The organism is Catenulispora sp. MAP12-49 (genome assembly GCF_041262705.1).
In the GTDB taxonomy this organism is placed as follows: Bacteria; Actinomycetota; Actinomycetes; order Streptomycetales; family Catenulisporaceae; genus Catenulispora.
In genome coordinates, this window is the sequence record NZ_JBGCCP010000048.1 from 46,952 (window position 1) to 64,664 (window position 17,713).

Annotated in this window: 13 protein-coding genes; 12 read left to right on the forward strand and 1 reads right to left on the reverse strand. The window is 71.6% G+C overall.

Annotated features, from left to right (window positions below; genetic code table 11):
• Positions 1 to 196: 196 nt before the first annotated feature.
• The 10 genes from ABIA35_RS44735 to ABIA35_RS44780 all read left to right on the forward strand — a co-directional run bounded on the left by ABIA35_RS44735 (position 197) and on the right by ABIA35_RS44780 (position 13,242).
• Entirely contained in the window at positions 197 to 2,092 is a 1,896-nt protein-coding gene (locus ABIA35_RS44735; RefSeq protein ID WP_370347384.1) for an ABC transporter substrate-binding protein, read from the forward strand.
• A 5-nt stretch (positions 2,093 to 2,097) separates the two neighbouring features.
• Positions 2,098 to 3,165: an ABC transporter permease gene (locus ABIA35_RS44740; RefSeq protein WP_370362034.1), complete on the forward strand. Its 1,068-nt coding sequence runs from the start codon at positions 2,098 to 2,100 to the stop codon at positions 3,163 to 3,165.
• Positions 3,162 to 4,001 carry an ABC transporter permease gene (locus tag ABIA35_RS44745; RefSeq protein WP_370347387.1) on the forward strand — a complete coding sequence of 280 codons (840 nt, stop codon included), beginning with the start codon at positions 3,162 to 3,164 and terminating at the stop codon, positions 3,999 to 4,001. Before ABIA35_RS44740 ends, ABIA35_RS44745 begins: the two co-directional genes overlap by 4 nt.
• On the forward strand, positions 3,998 to 5,101 hold the full coding sequence (locus tag ABIA35_RS44750; protein WP_370347389.1) for an ABC transporter ATP-binding protein: 1,104 nt from the start codon (positions 3,998 to 4,000) through the stop codon (positions 5,099 to 5,101). The genes ABIA35_RS44745 and ABIA35_RS44750 overlap by 4 nt, the downstream gene beginning before the upstream one ends.
• 14 nt (positions 5,102 to 5,115) lie before the next feature.
• Positions 5,116 to 6,315: an ABC transporter ATP-binding protein gene (locus ABIA35_RS44755; RefSeq protein ID WP_370362035.1), complete on the forward strand. Its 1,200-nt coding sequence runs from the start codon at positions 5,116 to 5,118 to the stop codon at positions 6,313 to 6,315.
• The gene (locus tag ABIA35_RS44760; RefSeq protein ID WP_370362036.1) at positions 6,312 to 8,420 is read left to right on the forward strand and encodes an N-acetylmuramoyl-L-alanine amidase; all 2,109 of its coding nucleotides are present in this window, start codon (positions 6,312 to 6,314) and stop codon (positions 8,418 to 8,420) included. Before ABIA35_RS44755 ends, ABIA35_RS44760 begins: the two co-directional genes overlap by 4 nt.
• Before the next feature lie 204 nt (positions 8,421 to 8,624).
• Complete coding sequence (locus tag ABIA35_RS44765; RefSeq protein ID WP_370362037.1) at positions 8,625 to 9,671, forward strand: N-acetylglucosamine kinase; 1,047 nt, start codon at positions 8,625 to 8,627, stop codon at positions 9,669 to 9,671.
• 465 nt (positions 9,672 to 10,136) lie between these two features.
• Entirely contained in the window at positions 10,137 to 11,342 is a 1,206-nt protein-coding gene (locus tag ABIA35_RS44770) for an N-acetylglucosamine kinase (protein WP_370362038.1), read from the forward strand.
• 187 nt (positions 11,343 to 11,529) lie between these two features.
• A complete protein-coding gene (locus ABIA35_RS44775; RefSeq protein ID WP_370347399.1) occupies positions 11,530 to 12,273 on the forward strand; it encodes a GH25 family lysozyme in 744 nt (247 codons plus the stop codon).
• Positions 12,274 to 12,288: 15 nt separating this feature from the next.
• Positions 12,289 to 13,242 carry a GH25 family lysozyme gene (locus ABIA35_RS44780; RefSeq protein WP_370362039.1) on the forward strand — a complete coding sequence of 318 codons (954 nt, stop codon included), beginning with the start codon at positions 12,289 to 12,291 and terminating at the stop codon, positions 13,240 to 13,242.
• 84 nt (positions 13,243 to 13,326) lie between these two features.
• Here ABIA35_RS44780 and ABIA35_RS44785 read toward each other — a convergent pair whose 3' ends face one another.
• Positions 13,327 to 14,436, reverse strand: coding sequence for a hypothetical protein (locus ABIA35_RS44785; protein ID WP_370347403.1), 1,110 nt, complete (start codon positions 14,434 to 14,436; stop codon positions 13,327 to 13,329).
• A 277-nt stretch (positions 14,437 to 14,713) separates the two neighbouring features.
• Between ABIA35_RS44785 and ABIA35_RS44790 the strand changes: the two genes are divergently transcribed.
• Positions 14,714 to 15,568, forward strand: a complete 855-nt coding sequence (locus tag ABIA35_RS44790) for a tol-pal system YbgF family protein (RefSeq protein ID WP_370362040.1) — start codon at positions 14,714 to 14,716, stop codon at positions 15,566 to 15,568.
• Between the two features lie 347 nt (positions 15,569 to 15,915).
• The gene (locus tag ABIA35_RS44795; protein ID WP_370362041.1) at positions 15,916 to 16,872 is read left to right on the forward strand and encodes a hypothetical protein; all 957 of its coding nucleotides are present in this window, start codon (positions 15,916 to 15,918) and stop codon (positions 16,870 to 16,872) included.
• Positions 16,873 to 17,713 lie beyond the last annotated feature (841 nt).

Here is a 17,713-nt window from a genome sequence, read left to right on the forward strand (position 1 = left end):
CAGCGTAGTGGGGTTCACGTCGGCTGGTGGGCCGAGATCCCCCATCAGCTGCGGAATATGTGGTTTCTTGGTCGAACAATGCGTGGACTCTTGACGACTCCTCAAGGAATTGCCACACTCGGCGCCACGGTGTCGCTGTTTGAGGCGTGAGACCACAACACCGCAAGGCACCACCCACACCGCTTGTGAGGACGCCATGCCCATCCCCCTCCCCCGACGACGCGCGTTCGCCCTGGCGGCGGCCCTGGCCGGGGCGGCGGTGCTGAGCGCTCCGGCCGCGGCCGCCTCCGGGCCGGCCCACGCGCGCAGCACCCATAGTCAGACCATTGGTCAGACCTCGTACGCTCAGGCGGCGCCGGCCTCGGCGACCGGCAGCGGCAAGACCCTGACGGTCGCGACCACCGGCAGCATCGACTCGCTGTCGCCGTTCCTGGCCCAGCGGGCGCTGCCCACCCAGATCCACCGCCTGATGTACGACTTCCTCACGAACTACGACGCCACCGACGACCACGCGATCGGCGCGCTGGCTGCTTCCTGGACCACCTCGCCCGACAAGCTGACCTGGACCTTCACCATCCGTGACGCGATGTTGTGGTCCGACGGCCAGCCCGTCACCGCCGACGACGTGGCCTGGACCTACAACCTGATGATGACCAACGCGGACGCGGCCAGCGCGAACGGGAACTTCGTCGCCAACTTCGCCAAGGTGACCTCGGCCGGGAACCAGCTGGTCATCACCTTGAAGCAGCCGCAGTCCACGATGCTGGCGCTGGACATACCGATAGTGCCCAAGCACGTCTGGGCCTCGCACGTCGCCGACATCGGCAAGTTCAACAACGACACCCAGTTCCCGATCGTCGGCGACGGGCCCTTCATCCTCACCGGATACCAGAAGGACCAGTACCTCACCCTGGACGCCAACCCGAACTACTGGCGCGGCAAGCCGGCCTTCGACCACCTGGTGTTCAAGTTCTACAAGGACGCCGACGCCGAGGTGGAGGCCCTGAAGAAGGGCGAGGTCGACTTCGTCAGCGGCCTGACCCCGGCGCAGTACGACGCCCTGAAGGGGCAGTCGGGCATCGTCACCAACAACGCCCAGGGCAAGCGGTTCTACGCGCTGGCCGTCAACCCCGGCGCGACCACCACCGGCGGGCAGGCGTTCGGCGACGGCAACCCGGCGCTGCAGAACCAGCAGTTCCGGCAGGCCCTGATGTACGCGATCGACACCAAGACGCTGGTCGCCAAGACCCTCGGCGGCTACGGCACGGTCGGCAGCGGCTACATCGCCCCGATCTTCGCCGCCTACCACTGGGCCCCCGACCCCTCCAGCGCCTACACCTACAACCCGGACAAGGCGAACCAGATGCTGGACGCGGCCGGGTACAAGAAGGGCTCCGACGGGATGCGCACCACCCCCGACGGCAAGCCGCTGTCGCTGCGCATCATGGGTGAGAGCAACCGGTCCGACGACACCCAGAACGCCGCCTACATCGCCGACTGGCTCAAGGCCGTCGGGATCGCCACCAGCACCCAGATCGTGGACCAGGGCAAGCTCGCCGACACCGAGACCGCCGGCACCTTCGACCTGGCCTTCGACAGCTGGGGCGAGAACCCGGACCCGGACTACGTGCTGTCGATCCAGAAGTGCGACGGCCGGCCCACCGCCGCGGGCAAGTCCTTCGCCGGCGACGACTTCATCTGCGACAAGAACTACGACGCCCTGTACCAGAAGCAGATCACCGAGTACGACCCGGCGACCCGGGCCGACGACGTCAAGCAGATGGAGCAGGCGCTCTACAGCGACGCCTACATCAACGTCCTGTACTACGGGAACGTGCTGGAGGCCTACCGGTCCGACGTGATCGGCTCCATGGACAAGCAGCCGCAGCCCAACGGCCTGTACTGGGGCCAGGACGGCTACTGGGCCTTCTGGTCCGCCAAGCCCGCGTCCGCGGCGGCCGCGTCCTCCTCGTCGAGCTCGAACACCGGCCTGATCGCCGGCATCGTGATCGCGGTGGTGGTCGTGGTCGGCGGCGGCGGCCTGGTCCTGATGCGCCGGCGCCGCGGCGCGACCGCCGAGGAGCGTGAGTAACGCCCGTGTCGGCCACCGTCTCCGCTCTGCCGGACCCCGCGACCGCGCCCCCTCCCCCCGGGGCCGTCGCGGCGGTCCGGCGGCGCGGGCCCGTCATCCCCCTGCGCTACGTCGTCGGCCGTGTCGTCGGCGCCCTGGTGAGCATGATCGCCGTGGTGTTCACCAGCTTCTTCCTGTTCCGCATCGTGCCCGGCGACCCGGTCCGGGCCATGACCCGGGGGCACCCGATCGGCGCCGCCCAGTTGGCCACGCTGCGCCACCAGTTCGGCATCGACAAACCGCTGATCTCGCAGTTCGGGGACTACGCCTCCCGCGTCGCCCGGGGCGACCTGGGCACGTCCTACCAGTACAAGACCTCCGTCGCCGGCCTGATCGGCAGCCACGTGTGGGCCACGGTCTACCTGGTCGGCACCGCGACGCTGATCGCGGCGTTCCTGGGCCTGCGGATCGGGGTGCGCACGGCGTGGAAGCACGGCAGCCGCTCCGACCGCGCGCACACCAGCGTCGCGCTGGTGCTGTGGTCGATGCCGACCTTCTGGCTCGGGCTGATCCTGATCGTGGTGTTCGGCGTCGGCGTCGGGCCGATCCCGGGGCTGTTCCCGACCGGCGGGATGAGCTCGCCGGACGTGCACGGCCTGTTCCCCTCGATCTGGGACCACCTGCGGCACCTGGTCCTGCCGTGCCTGACGCTGGTCGCGGTGGTCTACGCGCAGTACCTGCTGACCATGCGCGCCACGCTGCTGGAGGAGATCGGCGCCGACTACCTCACCACGGCGCGCGCCAAGGGCCTGCGCGAGGACGACGTGCGGCGCAAGCACGCCGTGCCGAACGCGATGCTGCCCGCCGTCACGCTGGTGTTCCTGAACCTGGGCACCGCGGTGTCCGGCTCGATCCTGACCGAGACCATCTTCTCCTGGCCGGGCCTGGGCTCGCTGTTCTACGAGGCACTGAGCGTGCCGGACCTGCCGCTGCTGGAAGGGCTGTTCGTCTTCTTCTCGGTGGCGGTGATCGTCATGAACCTGCTGGCCGAACTGCTCTACCCGATCCTGGACCCAAGGGTGAGAACCGCGTGATCGCCGACTTCCGCCGCCAGCGGTCCGGGCTGGCAGGGCTGGCCCTCCTGCTGCTGACCGCCCTGGTGGCCCTGGCAGCCCCCTTGTTCATCACCGCCAAGGACATGTCGGCGGTGTTCGCGCCCGGCACGCCACGGCAGGCCCCCTCCGGCCAGTACCTGCTCGGCACCGACGCCTATGGCCGCTCCATGGTGGACGTGACCATCTGGGGCGCCCGGATCTCGCTGACCGTGGGCCTGCTGGCCACGGCCCTGGCGGTGGGGATCGGGGCGCTGGTCGGCATCACCGCCGGACACTTCGGCGGCTGGCTCGACACGGTGCTGATCCGGATCACCGACTGGTTCGTGGTGCTGCCGGTACTGGTGCTGGCCACCGCGCTGGCCTCGGTGCTGACCCCGGGGGTGAGCACGGTGGTGGTGGCGATCGGGGTGACCGCGTGGCCGACCACGGCGCGGGTGGTGCGGGCGCAGACGCTGTCGGTGGAGTCGCGGCCCTACATCGAGCGGGCCAAGGCCCTGGGCGGCGGACACCTGCACGTGATGCGCCGGCACATCCTGCCCAACGTCATGCCCCTGATGCTGGCGCAGGCCACTCTGACGGTGTCCTCGGCGATCCTCACCGAGGCGACGCTGGCGTTCCTGGGCATGAGCGACCCGACGAAGGTGTCCTGGGGCACCACGCTGCAGCTGGCCCGCCAGGTCGGCGCGATCAGCGCCAACGACTGGTGGATCCTGCTGCCGCCGGGCGCCGCGATCGTCGCGGTGTCGCTGGCCTTCACCCTCGTCGGCCGGGCACTGGAGCAGGTGCTGAACCCGCGGCTTCAGGAGCGCACATGACAGAGACCGAACAGACCGATCAGAGCCGGCAGAACAAGCCGAGCAAGCCGGGCGAGTTGAGTGAGCCGAGCAAGCTGAGCGAACAGAGCGCCGCGCCCGAGAACGACAACGAGGCGGCGCGCGCCGACGTGCTGCGCTTGGAAGACCTGCACGTCTCCTACAAGACGGCGGCCGGGCCCGTGCCCGCGGTGCGCGGCGTGGACCTCGCGCTGCCCGCCGGCGGCCGCCTGGGCCTGGCCGGGGAGTCCGGCTGCGGCAAGTCGACGCTGGCCGGCGCGGTCCTGCGGCTGCTGCCCAAGTCGGCGGAGGTGCGCGGCCGGATCCTGCTGGACGGCGAGGACGTCCAGGCCATGACCTGGGGCCGGCTGCGCGCGGTGCGCTGGGCCGAGGCCTCGATCGTGTTCCAGGGCGCGATGCACTCGCTGAACCCGGTGCGCCGGGTCGGCGACCAGATCGCCGAGCCGATCCTGTTGCACGACAAGACGGTCGGCCGCGCGGCCGCCGACCGCCGGGTGGCGACCCTGCTGGACCAGGTCGGCCTGGTCGCGGCGCGCGCGTCGGCCTATCCGCACGAGCTGTCCGGCGGCCAGCGGCAGCGCGTGATGATCGCGATGGCGCTGGCCTGCTCGCCGCGCCTGATCGTGGCCGACGAGCCGACCACGGCGCTGGACGTGATGATCCAGGCGCAGATCCTGCGCCTGATCGGCGAACTGGTCGCCGAGCACGGCATCAGCCTGCTGATGATCAGCCACGACCTGGCGGTCCTGGCAGAGCACTGCGACCGGCTGGCGGTGATGTACGCCGGCCGCATCGCCGAGCAGGGCCCGGCGGGCCAAGTGTTCACCGACGCCCGGCACCCCTACGGCCGCGCCCTGGCCGACGCCTTCCCGCGCATAGGCGACCCGGCCAGCCGCCGCGGCCCGCGCGGCCTGCCCGGCGACCCGCCGGACCCGGCGCGCCTGCCGCAGGGCTGCACGTTCGCACCGCGCTGCCCGATCGCCGCCGAGGAGTGCCTGAGCGCCGAGCCGCCGCTGATCGCGGCCGGGGACGGCCGGCTGGCGGCGTGCGTGCGGATGGATGTCGCGCGGGAGGGGTTGTGAGCCCGGAGGTGGAGATGGAAGACACGGCGGCGGACAGGGCCGCGGCGCCCGAGCGCGGCGTGCCCCGACAGGAGCCCGCGGCCGGGCAGGCGGCACCTGTATCTGTACCTGTACCTGTACCCGTATCTGTATCAGGGCTCGAAGAGGGCGTGGTACCGGTGCTGTCGGTGCGCGACCTGTTCGTCGCCTTCCGATCCCGCCACGGCCGAGGCCAGGCCCGCGCCGTCGACGGCGTCGATCTGGACATCGCCCCCGGCGAGATCGTCGCGCTGGTCGGGGAATCCGGCTGCGGCAAGTCCACCCTGGCGCGGGCGCTGACCGGTCTGGTCGTGCCGACCGCGGGCCGGGTGCTGCACGACGGCACACCGGTGTCGTACAAGTCGCGCGCGTTGAAGGCTTATCGGCGCGGCGTGCAGCTGGTTCTGCAAGACCCGACCGGCGCGCTCAACCCGCGCCGCACGGTCTACGAAGCGGTCGCCGAAGGCCTGCGCATCCACGGGAAATCGGCCCTCGGCGGCTTCCCCGACGAGAAGGCGAAGGTCGCCGACGCCCTGGCGCGCGCCGGCCTGCGCCCGCCGGAGCGCTTCTTCGACCTGCGTCCGCACCAGCTCTCCGGCGGCCAGCGGCAGCGCGTGGTGATCGCCGGGGCCCTGGTGCTGGATCCGCAGGTCCTGGTCGCCGACGAGCCGGTCGCCTCGCTGGACGCCTCGGTGCGCGGGGAGATCCTGAAGCTGATGCTGGACCTGCGCGCCGGCACCGGGCTGTCCGCGCTGGTCGTCACCCACGACCTGGGCCTGGCGTGGAACATCGCCGACCGGGTCGCGGTGATGTACCTGGGGCGGATCGTGGAGACCGGCACGGTCGAGGAGGTCCTCACCGCGCCGCAGCACCCGTACACCAAGGCCCTGCTGTCGGTGGTCGCCGAGTCCGGCGAGGATCCGGTGATCCTGACCGGCGAGACCCCGGACTCCGCCGCCATCCCGGCCGGCTGCCGCTTCCATCCGCGCTGCCCGCTGGTCGCCTCGGGCCAGGCCGAACAGCTCGGCATCGCGGCCCGGTGCCGGACCGAGGACCCCAAGCCGCTGCCCGCCTCGGGCCGGCACGCCGCCTGCCACGCCGCGGACCTGCTCGGCGTGGCCGCACCAGAGGTACCAGACACGCCAGACGCACCACAGAACGCTCCCACCCCCTCCGATGTCGAAGGAGCCCAATGAGACGCCCCCAAAGACGCCCCCGCAGGCGCAGAGCCCTGATACCAGTGGTCGCCTCCGCGCTGATCGCGGCGACCGCGGCGTTCGTGCCGGCCGCGCACAGCGCCGCGGCCACCGGCACCCCGGCCGGTCCCTCCACCCCGGCCGACCCCGGCTCGCGCCAGGCCGCCTTCGCGGCGGCCTCGGCGGAGTTCGGGGTGCCGCTGCCGGTCCTGATGTCCGTGTCGTACAACGAGTCGCTGTGGGAGGCGCACGGCGGCAAGCCGAGCTTCTCGGCCGGCTACGGCCCGATGAACCTCACGAACCTGACCCAGGCCGAACTCAACTCGGCGGGCTTCACCAGCACCTTCCGCACCCCGGACCTGCTCAACGCGCCGGCTCTGCACACCGCCGCCAAGGCCGCCGCCCTGGCCGGGATCGACCTGGCCACGGCCGAGACCAACGACGTGCAGAACATCCGCGCCGGCGCCGCGCTGCTGGCGTCGTACGAGAAGCAGTTCGACCACGGCGTACTGCCTCCGGCCATGAACCTGAACGCCTGGACCGTCGGCGTGGCCCGCTATGCCGAGGCCTCGGAGACCAAGGTCGCGCAGGTCTTCGCCGACGACGTGTTCACCACCATCCGCACCGGCCAGTCCGCGACCACGCAGGACGGCCAGACCCTGTCGCTGGCCTCGCAGCCGTGGGCCCACGACGACCCGGCCGCGGCCAAGAAGCTGGGCCTGGTCAGCGTGGTCCCGCCGGCCGACCCGGTGCACGACCCGTCGCTGCTGACCGCCCCGGAGTGCCCGGCGGACCTGGACTGCAGCTACTCCCCCGACGGCTTCTTCCAGCTCGACCCCAACGACAAGTCGAACTACGGCGGGCACGACCCGGCGAACCGTCCGGCGACCACGGACATCCGCTACATCACGCTGCACGACAACGAGGAGACCAACGACGGGACGCTGTGGCTGTTCCACGACCCCTCGTACCAGGCCTCGGCGAACTACGAGGTGCGCTCCGAGGACGGCCACGTCACCCAGATGATGCCGGACGAGGACATCGCCTGGGACAGCGCGAACGAGTCCTTCTACCAGCACTCGATCGGCATCGAGCAAGAAGGCTACGCGCTGGACGGGGCCACCTGGTACAGCGAGCAGATGTACCACTCGACGGCCACGCTGGTGCGCTACCTGGCGGCGAAGTACGACATCCCGCTGGACCGGCAGCACATCCTGGGGCACGACAACATCCCCGGCAGCAGCGACAGCCGGATCGCCTCGCAGCACTGGGACCCGGGACCGTACTGGAACTGGTCGCACTTCATGGACCTGCTCGGCCAGCCGATCCACGCCGACGCCCCGCCGACGTCCAACGTCGTGGCGATCAACCCGGTGTTCCAGCTCAACCAGCAGGTGGTCTCCGGCTGTCAGAACATCCAGGACCTGACACCCTACCCGGGGCCGTACCACGGCGCGGAATGGCCGAACCTGAACGGGCCCTGCCCAGCGAGCTACTACATCAACATGCCCAAGCAGCCGACGAACTTCGTGTGGTTGCGCACGGCACCCAGTGACAGCGCACCGCTGCTTTCGGACCCGTATCTGCACTCCGACGGCTCGGCCGGCACCACCGAGGCCGAGGACTGGGGCGACCAGGCCAGCACCGGGCAGGAGTTCGTGGTGGCCGACCGGGCGCCCGGAGGCTGGATCGCGATCTGGTTCGCCGGCCAGAAGGCCTGGTTCCACAACGACTTCGGGCCGCTGACCGCCGCGCCGGTCAAGGCGCTGACGGTGGTGCCGAAGGCGGGCAAGACCAGCGTGCCGATCTACACCGAGTCCTTCCCGGAGGCCTCGGCGTACCCGGCGGCGTTCACGTCCTGGTACGGCGGCATCCCGCGCTCGCAGCGGATCGCCTCGAAGTACACGCTGACGCCGGGGCAGGCCTACGTGACCGACGGGAAGCCGCTGCAGAGCGACTGGTTCAACGCCTTCAACATCGACGGGTCGGCGTTCATGGACCAGACCGACTTCAAGGGCACGACGCAGTACTACCTGATCACGTACAACCACCGGATGGCGTTCGTGAACGCCGCCGATGTGGATGTGGTGCCCTCGACGTCCTGAGGACGCCGGTTGTCCGGCTTGTTCGGCTTGTTCGGCTTGTTCGGCTTGTTCGGCGGGTGGGGTCGCGACGCGCGGCCCCACCCGCTCAGCGCTGCCCGTAACCGGTCCCGGACCTGGCCGAAGCCGTTCTCAGGCCCCGGTTCGCATGCCAGACTGTGTCAGGCACCGACCCCACAGGACTTCACGTCCACGCCAGGAGGACCCATGCCGTCCGCTTCCGCCGCCGCCCCGGCATCGCCCCCGCCGATCCGGCAGGGCACCCGCACCGGCGTCGTCCTGGGCGTGGAGGCCGGATCGACACTGGTGGAGGCGGTGGTCGCCAGCGTCGAGGGCGAGGTGATCGGCCGCGGCCGCTCAGCCCTGGCGAACCCGACGGCACTGCCCATCGCGGACGTCGTGGCGCACCTGAGCGACGCGGTCACCCAGGCCCTGGGCACCGTGGCACCGGCCTCGGTGGCCGGCGTCGTGGTGGGCGCGGCGGGCATCCTGCGCTACTCCCGGGGCCCCAGCGCCGAGGCCCTGGCCAAGACCTGGGTGGACGCCGGCCTGACCTGCCCGGTCTCCGTGGTCGCCGACCCCGTGACCGCCTTCGCCGCCGGCACGCCCCGCCGCAGCGGCTCGGTCCTGATCGCCGGCGTCGGCTCGATAGCCGCCCGCGTCGAGGGCGAGGAGGTCACCGCCCGCATCGACGGCAACGGCTGGCTCGTCGGCGACGACGGCTCCGGCTTCTGGATCGGCCGCCAGGCGGTCCGCGCCGTCTTCGCAGCCCTCGACGGCCGCGGCGAGCAGACCCTCCTGGCCCCGGCGGTCCTGGCCACGGTCACCGGCGACGACGTGGTCCCGCAGTCCACCGAGGACCAGATCGCCGCCCTGCGCGACGCGGTCTACGACGGCCCCCCGATCGCCCTGGCGGCCCTGGCCCCGCTGGTGTCGGCGGCGGCGACGGCCGGAGACCGGGTGGCCCAGCGCATCGTGGACCGCGCGGTCAGCCTGCTGATGTCCACCGCCACCGCCCTGACCGGAGACAACCCCGACGAACCCCTGGTCCTGGCCGGCTCCCTGCTCACCGCGCCCGGCCCGATCGGCGCCGAAGTCCAGCGCCGCCTGGCCGAGCACCACGGCGGAACCCCCCTGATCGCCGCTCCGGGCGCGGTGGGCGCCGCGTGGCTCGCGGCGCGGGTGCTGGAGCCGGGGATCGATGCCGGGGTGCATGCGCGGCTGGCCGGTCGGGCGGGGACGGGCGCGGAGTAGGGCGGCTGCACGAGTTACGGGTGGCGGCGTTGGCCGCCGCCCGGTTGTCGGCATGCCTTCTGCCGCGATCCACTATTTCGCCGCACCCTGTGCTGATGCGCTAAAGCCTCCCGGATGAGGGCGCACCCAACCCCACACCATCGCAGCGCCTTACGCCAAGCGCCCTGACCTGGCCCTGGCCCGCCGCCATTTGTTCGGCGCGCGCCATCGTGGGCCAAGAATCCACATCAACCCAGACGCCTGGATCCGCACCGTCCGAACCCGGGCCCACCGTCCGCCACCGGCCCCTCACCTGCCCTCCACCAGGCCCACAGCCGCCCGACCGGGAGCGTCCCAGATCCCGGGGCGGGCGTCAAGGGTCTGCGATGGCGTTGAGTTGTGGTGCCTGCTCTGGCAAGATCCCACATGACGCCACAGGGGTGTGCCCGGTGGCCGGTGGCGGGCGATCGGGAGGTGGCGGCATCCATGGCGGACCCGTGCGTGGTGGGGCTCGACGTCGGGGGGTCGCATTCGCGGGCCGTGCTGGCCACCGTCGACGGGCGCACGCTGGGGACCGGGCATGCCGGCGGCGGGAATCCGACCGTGCTGGGGGCCGCGGCGGCCGTGGCGAACATCGTGGCGGCGCTGGGGGCCGCGCTCGGGGACGTGCCCGGCGACCGGGTCGGGGCCTGCGTGGTGGGGCTGGCCGGAGTCAGTACCCTGATGGCCGATCCGAAGGCGCCGCGGGTGCTGGAGCAGGCCTGGGCCGACGCCGGCCTGGTCTGTCCGGTGCGGGTGGTCTCGGACGTCACCGTCTCCTTCGCCGCCGGCACCCCCGCCCCCGACGGCACGCTGCTGGTCTCCGGCACCGGCGCCGTAGCCGCCCGCATGCACGACCGCCTGCCGGCCCGCTTCAGCGACGGCTACGGCTGGCTGCTGGGCGATGAGGGCTCCGGCTTCTGGATCGGACGCCAGGCCGCGCGCGCCGCCATCGCCGCCGCCGACGGCCGCCGCCCGATGGCCGAACTCGCCACCGCGGTGCTGGCGCAGCTGCTGGATCAGGAGGCTGAGTCGGGCCGGGCGACCCTCGATCCCGACACCGCACCCCAAGCCGCCGCGGGCACCGGTGCGAACACTCCCGCCGGCCCTCCGCCGACCACCCCGACCGCCCGGACCACCCCGACCACCCCGACCGCCGCGCACCCGTCAGCCCCCGGCCATCCCGCCGCCACCACCACGCTGCCGCTGGCCGCCAGCATCGGCGAGGGCTTCACCCTGCGCGGCCGCAGGCGCGCCGCCGAGCTGGTCCGGGCCGTGAGCGCGCAGCCGACGGTCGCGCTGGCCGGGCTCGCGCCGCTGGTGATGACCGCCTACGAGCTCGGCGACCCGGCGGCGGTGCGCATCGTCGCCGAGGCGGCCGGGGCGCTGGTGGACAGCCTGGCCGCGCTCGGGCCGGCGGCCGGGGAGCCGGTGGTGCTGGGCGGCTCGGTGCTGGTCAGCCGCTCGCCGGTGTTCCAGGCGGTGGCCGCGGCGATCGGCCGGCGCTGGCCGGACTCGCCGGTGGGGCTGGCCGCCGACGGCGCCGCCGGGGCCGCCTGGCTGGCCGCGCGGGCGCTGGTGGGGGCCGAGGCGGCCGCGGCCGGACACGCGGTGTTCACCGGTGCGGACCATCAGTTCGCAGAATTCTCATAAACAGTCGTTGACTGTTGTTGTTTTCCCGCTACATTGACTCAATGCCGACGGCGGCGAGCCGGGGTGCGAAACAGCACCCTGACAGCTCCCCACCGCCGAAGGCACAGGACGGGGGCGTCTTCGGGCGTTCGCGCTCCCTGTCCACGTCGTGGTTCCACCATCAGGTCTCACCCCACAGGAGAGCTCAATGGTCAAGATCTCGTCGCACAGCGCCCCCCGCACCCGGCGCCGCACCCTCACGGCGCTGGCGATCGGCGCTCTGGCCGCCACCGCGGCGCTGGCGCCGTCGATGGCGCAGGCCGCAGGCGACCCCCATGGCGACGACGTGTCGTCCCACCAGGGCAACGTGAACTGGTCGGCGACCAAGGCCGCCGGCGCCCAGTTCTCGTACTCCAAGGCGACGGAGGGCACGTACTACACCAACCCCTACTTCGCCCAGCAGTACAACGGCGCCTACAACGCCGGCCTCATCCGCGGCGCGTACCACTTCGCCATCCCCAACGGCGGCACCGGCGCCTCCCAGGCCGACTACTTCGTCGCGCACGGCGGCGGCTGGTCCAAGGACGGCAAGACCCTGCCGGGCGCCCTGGACATCGAGTACAACCCCTACGGCGCCGAGTGCTACGGCCTGAGCCAGGCCAGCATGCGCAGCTGGATCGCCTCGTTCATCAACGAGTACCACGCCAAGACCAGCCGCTGGGCCGTCATCTACACCACCACCGACTGGTGGACCACCTGCACCGGCAACTACAGCGGCTTCGCCGCCAACGACCCGCTGTGGGTCGCGAACTACAACGGCTCGGCGGGCACGCTGCCGGCCGGCTGGGGCTTCTACACCATCTGGCAGTACGCCGACTCCGGCTCCATGGCCGGCGACCAGGACGTCTTCAACGGCGACTACAGCCGCGTGCAGGCGCTGGCCAACGGCTGAGACGACGGTGTCCTGATGTCCCCCCTCGGAATCCGGTCCGCGCGCTCCTCGCGCCGCCTGGCCGTCCTGGCGCTGGCCCTGGCCAGCGCCGGGGCGGTGCTCCTGCCGGCCACGAGCGGCACGGCCGCGGCAGGCGCCCCCGTCCAGGCGAACCCGCACCCGGGTTACGCGCGGACCGTATCGGGCCAGTTGGTCAAGGTCGACACCACCCGGCACAACACGCCGGTACACCCCACGGTGGCGACCCACCCGCAGCTCGACCACATGGGTTCCACGATCCCGGCCCACGAGCCGGCCGCGCGCAGCGCCGCGCGGCCGGCCGTGGCGCCGGACTCGGTGCCGCAACTGCCGGGCATCGACGTCAGCGCCTACCAGGGCAACCTGGACTGGGCCGGTATCGCGCCCAACATCGACTTCTCTTATGCGAAGGCGAGTGAGGGTACTTACTACACGAACCCCGACTTCTACAACCAGTACGTCGGGCCCTACGACCAGGGACTGATCCGCGGCGCCTACCACTTCGCGAACCCCAACGACTCCAGCGGGTCGGCGCAGGCCGACTACTTCGTCGACAACGGCGGCGGCTGGTCCTCCGACGGTCAGACCCTGCCCGGGATGCTCGACATCGAGTACAACCCCTACGGCTCGGAGTGCTACGGCCTGTCCGGAAGCCAGATGACCAGCTGGATCTGGGACTTCGCGAACGAGTACGCCTCGCGGACCGGCGTCTACCCGGTGATCTACTCGACCACCGACTGGTGGAACACCTGCACCAGCGACGACACGAACTTCGCGGACTACGACCCGCTGTTCATCGCGAACTACGCGGCCTCCGGCGGCGGCACGCTGCCTCCGGGCTGGGGCTACTACACCTTCTGGCAGTACGCGGACTCCGGTTCGGAGCCCGGTGACCAGGACGTGTTCAACGGCCCCTACAGCCAGCTGCAGGTCCTGGCCAGGAACGGCTGAGCGACCCTCGGCACCTGAAGACGAAGTCCCCGCCTCCAGTATTCGGAGGCGGGGACTTCTTCGCGTGCTGATGAAACGTGCGTCCTACCGCGTCACCGCCGCCAGACCGGCCGCGCTGGCCGGGATCCCGGTGGTGGTGACGCTCGGCGCCCCCGGCGTCCCGTCGGCGGCCAGCGGAACGTCGTCGATCCGGCCCTTCGCGGTGTCCAGGATCCACAGCGCGCCGCCGGACACGGCCGCGTCGCCGACGTGGCCGCCGGGGGCCGCGGCGGTCGCGTCGAGCAGACGCAGCGCACCGTCGGCGCCCACCGCGTAGGTCGACACGGTGCCGGACCCGGCGTTCTCGACATAGGCGGTCCGGCCGTCGGGCCCGACGGCGACCCAGCAGGCCGCGGTCTGGCCGTCCGGCAGCGCGGCGGCGGTGGTGCGCAGCGCGCCGTGCCGGACCTGGTATCCGCTGGCCGAGCTCGCTCCGGCACCGGCCCCGACGTTCGAGACCACGGCGGTCCCGCCGCGACCGAACGCGAAGCCGAACGGCGTCTGGCCGCCCGAGGCGCTCTTCGAGGCCTGGCCCGGGACGCCGAAGAAGTCCAGCGCGAACACGTCGAGCGTGCTTGAACCCTTCTCCGTCACCAGCAGCGCGCGGCCGTCGGGTGTCACGGCCACCTCCGCCGCACCCGAGGTGCCGGCCGACAGCCCGCGCTGCGCGACCTGGGCCAGGGTGTCGCCGAAGCGCCAGTAGGCGGTGACAGAGTTCTGCCCCAGGACGTACACGTGGTCGCCCTGGACGGCGACGCTGACCGGGCCCGTGCCGGTCCCGAACGTCCCGAGCGGCCGCAGGGCGCCCGAGGGCGCCACGGCGAACTCCGAGACGCTGTCGGAGCCGCCGTTGACGGCGAACAGCGTGCGGCCGCCATCGGCGACCGTCACAGCCCCCTGCGATCCCAGTCCGGCGCCCGTTCCGGCGCCCCCGGTCGCGTAGGCGCCCGCCGATGAGCCGTCGGCGTGGAAGGCCAGGACCTCGTTGCCGGCGGCGGCGTTGGTCTCGGTGTAGACGGTGGTGTGCGCGGCTCCCGCCGGACGGTTCGCGGCCGCCTGGGCCTGACCGCCGGTCACGGCGACGGCGCCCAGGGTCCCGGCGACGACTCCGGCAATGGACAGTGCGTTCTGGGCTTTGCTCTTGCCCTTGCTCATGGCCTTCACCCTGATCACTCCTGAATGCTGGTCGGTACTCGCTGACACAGGGGCAGTGGCGGGGCCGGGCCGATCTGTTACTGCTCCATTCCTTACAGAAATCGAACGCGCGGCCGGGGCGGCATCCCCGCTGGTCGCGGCCGTCTCTAGACGCCCCGACGGCGTGTGCTCCAGCACATGGTTCCGCTCGCTACTCTGTTCTCTTCCGCGATCACGCCACGGATCGCCGTGTCAGGGGAGAACGATGAGCCGGGTTCAGCTGTCGGGCGCTGAAGCCATGAAGTTGCTGCAACGAGGTGAGGACGCCGCCGACATCCGGGACTGGCCGGTCGTCGCCGCCTGCTACGAACAGTTCCTCACCGCTTTTCCGGACACCCCGATCAGCCCCGAGCTCTGGTTCGACGCGGCGCTGGCCAACAAGTTCCTGCGGAACTGGCAGAAGGCGTACGAGTTGGGCCGGCAGGCGGCGCTGCGGGCCGGGGAGCCGGCCGGCAGCCCGGCGTGGTGGAACCTGGGGATCGCGGCCACCATGGTCGGCGACTGGGGCACGGCGCGCGAGGCGTGGACCAACTACGGCGTGCCGCTGTCCCCCGGCGAGGGCGAGATCGAGGACGGGTTCGGCTCGGCCCTGGTGCGCCTGGACCCCGACGGCGAGGCCGAGGTGGTCTGGGTGCGGCGCATCTGCCCCACCCGGGCCCGCATCCTGTCGGTGCCCTACGGCCGGCGCCGCTTCGGCGAGATCCTCGTACACGACGGCGCCCCGACCGGCGAGCGCCGCGTCGAGGACCACACCTTCCCGGTCTTCGACGAGCTGGCGCTGTGGCGGGAGTCGCCGGCCGCGACCTGGCTGGCCCAGGTCACCGCGCCGGTACCGCGGGACATGACCGCGCTGGCGGACGCCTTCGACGACGCCGGGCTGGCGATGGAGCCGGTGGACAGCCTGACGTTCCACTGCGCGTGCTGCAGCCACGGCGCGCTGACGACCGGCACCACGGCGCTGGCCGGCGCGCGCGACGTGCTGCTGGCGGCGCCGGACGAGGCGACGGCCACGGGGATCCTCACGCGCTGGGCCGTGGCCGGCGCGGGGCGGGCTTGGCACGCGGTCCACGCCAAGGCGGGAAACCCTCAGTGAGCGAGGCGTAATTCTGAGGCCCGGCAAGGGGAATCGCGTCTAATACAAGCTTCGTAGATTGGCTACGCTGATCCGCCAAGCGCGCGGGCGAGTATCCCGTGGTGGCGCATCGGCGCTGGTCCGGGCGCCACCGGGAGAACCGGGACAAGCCGTCACCGACCGCCTGAAGGCGTGTCGTTACCGCTCAGAACCCACACCTCATATCACCCTCAACCTGCCTTCCAGCATGACTCAATACCCCGATATGCTCCGGCGCTGTCCACGAGCACTTATGCCGCTGACAACCCAGTCACACTAAGTGAACCGGCCGCGAGGTCCCGGGGCCGGCCACAGAGAAGAGCCACCACATGACCACTAGCCGAATCGGCCGGGGGGCGCTCGTCACGCTCGCCGGTGCGGCCGCGTCGCTGGCCGGTGCCGCCGGCGCCGCGAACGCCTGCGAGAAGCCGCCGCCAGAGCACACCTGCTCCCTGAGCAACAACGACGTGCAGTGGGCGGCGAACGGCGCCGACGGCAAGCCGGCCACCGCGTTCCATTCCAGCTCGTCGTTCACCCGGGTCAACACCGAGCCGGTCAACGGATTCACGGTCCAGCTGTCGCAGCGCGCGATCGCCGACCAGTGCGCCGGCGGCGTCGACGTCTCGCTGGCCTCGTACACCGCCGAGGGCCCGACCTGGGAGACCTCCGGCACCCAGACGTTCGTGGACTTCGCGACCGTGCACCTGAGCACGGCTTCGAAGAGCTCGGAGACGCAGTCGCTCACGGTGAAGCTGCCCGGCGCGCCGCCGTGCTTCGGCCAGATCGACTTGTACCACGGCAAGACCAAGTACGACGGCAGCAACGGCCACCAGCTACCGAACCACGACAAGGGCATCAACACGCCCTACGGCCTGTTCGCCGCCTGGAACGGCTCGGACGCCGGCGGCTGCGCCGTGACGCCTCCGCCGACCACCCCGCCCCCCACCACCCCGCCGACAACCCCGCCGACGACGCCTCCCACGACGCCGCCGACGAAGCCCACCACGCCGCCGACGACGAGTCCGACCTCGCACCCCTCGACGCCGGCCTCCTCGACCCCGCCGAGCACGCCGCCGACGACGCCGACCACCCCGACGCCCAGCGGCAGCACCAGCACGCCGGCCACCCCGGCCACGCCGACCACCACCCCCGGCACCCCGACCCTGGCCCACACCGGCGCCAACGTCGGCGAGGTGAGCCTGGTCGCGCTGATGTTCTTCGGCGCGGGCGGCGGCGCGATGTTCGCCTCGCGCAAGGTCAAGGCGGCCGAGGCGCGCAAGCACTGAGCAGGACCGAACACCACGCACAGCACGCACAGCACGCAAGTCACGGGGCCCAGCCGCCGTGGGTCAGGGCACTGACTCACGGCGGCCTTCGAACCGCCGACCGGCCGCGACCGGTCGGCGGTTCTGTGTCCCCTCCAAAATCGGCGCCCCTGGCTTATGCGTGGGTCAGGGTGGGGGTGTTGGTGCGGTTGGGTGGTGGGTTTTAGAGGCTCCTTTTACGGCTTCGCGCAGGGTTTGCGGGATCCGTTGGTGGCGCGGGTCGGGGGTGGCGTTGGTTTCGTGGGGCGGTGGTGGTGTGGGTAGGTGGTCGGCTCTACTGCGACAGTCAAGGGCAAGGTCAAGAGGTTGAAGAGCGCCTCCGGCGGCGCCTGCGCGGCGAGCGGCCTCGCTCCGGGGAGTGGGGGGCCGCGCTGTCAGGAGGCGGACGCTGCTTGTGGTCGCCTCTGTCCCGGATTCCCCGTCGCTTCGTCGCCTTACGGAAGCAGGCCGGTCCGGTGGTATCAAGTCGGATCGCCCAGCTGGTGGTCCAGTATCAGCGACTTGACACCACCGGCCCGGCCTGCTTGGCTTCGCCCGCCGAAGCGACGGGGAATCCGGGACAACCCAGGCCTGTGGTGTGGACGGGGTCCACTTGGTTCGCACAGGCTGCGGTGACGTGGCGGGCGTGGGGCGCGGGAACCCTTCCCACAGGTGGGTTTGTCCCGGATTCCCCGTCGCTTCGGCGGTGCTTGCACAACCATCCCGGCCTGGGCGGTGTCAAGCCGCTGATACTGGACTACAGCAACAGTGATCCGGCTTGATACCGCCCAGGCCGGGATGGTTCCCTCCGGGCGCTGATGCG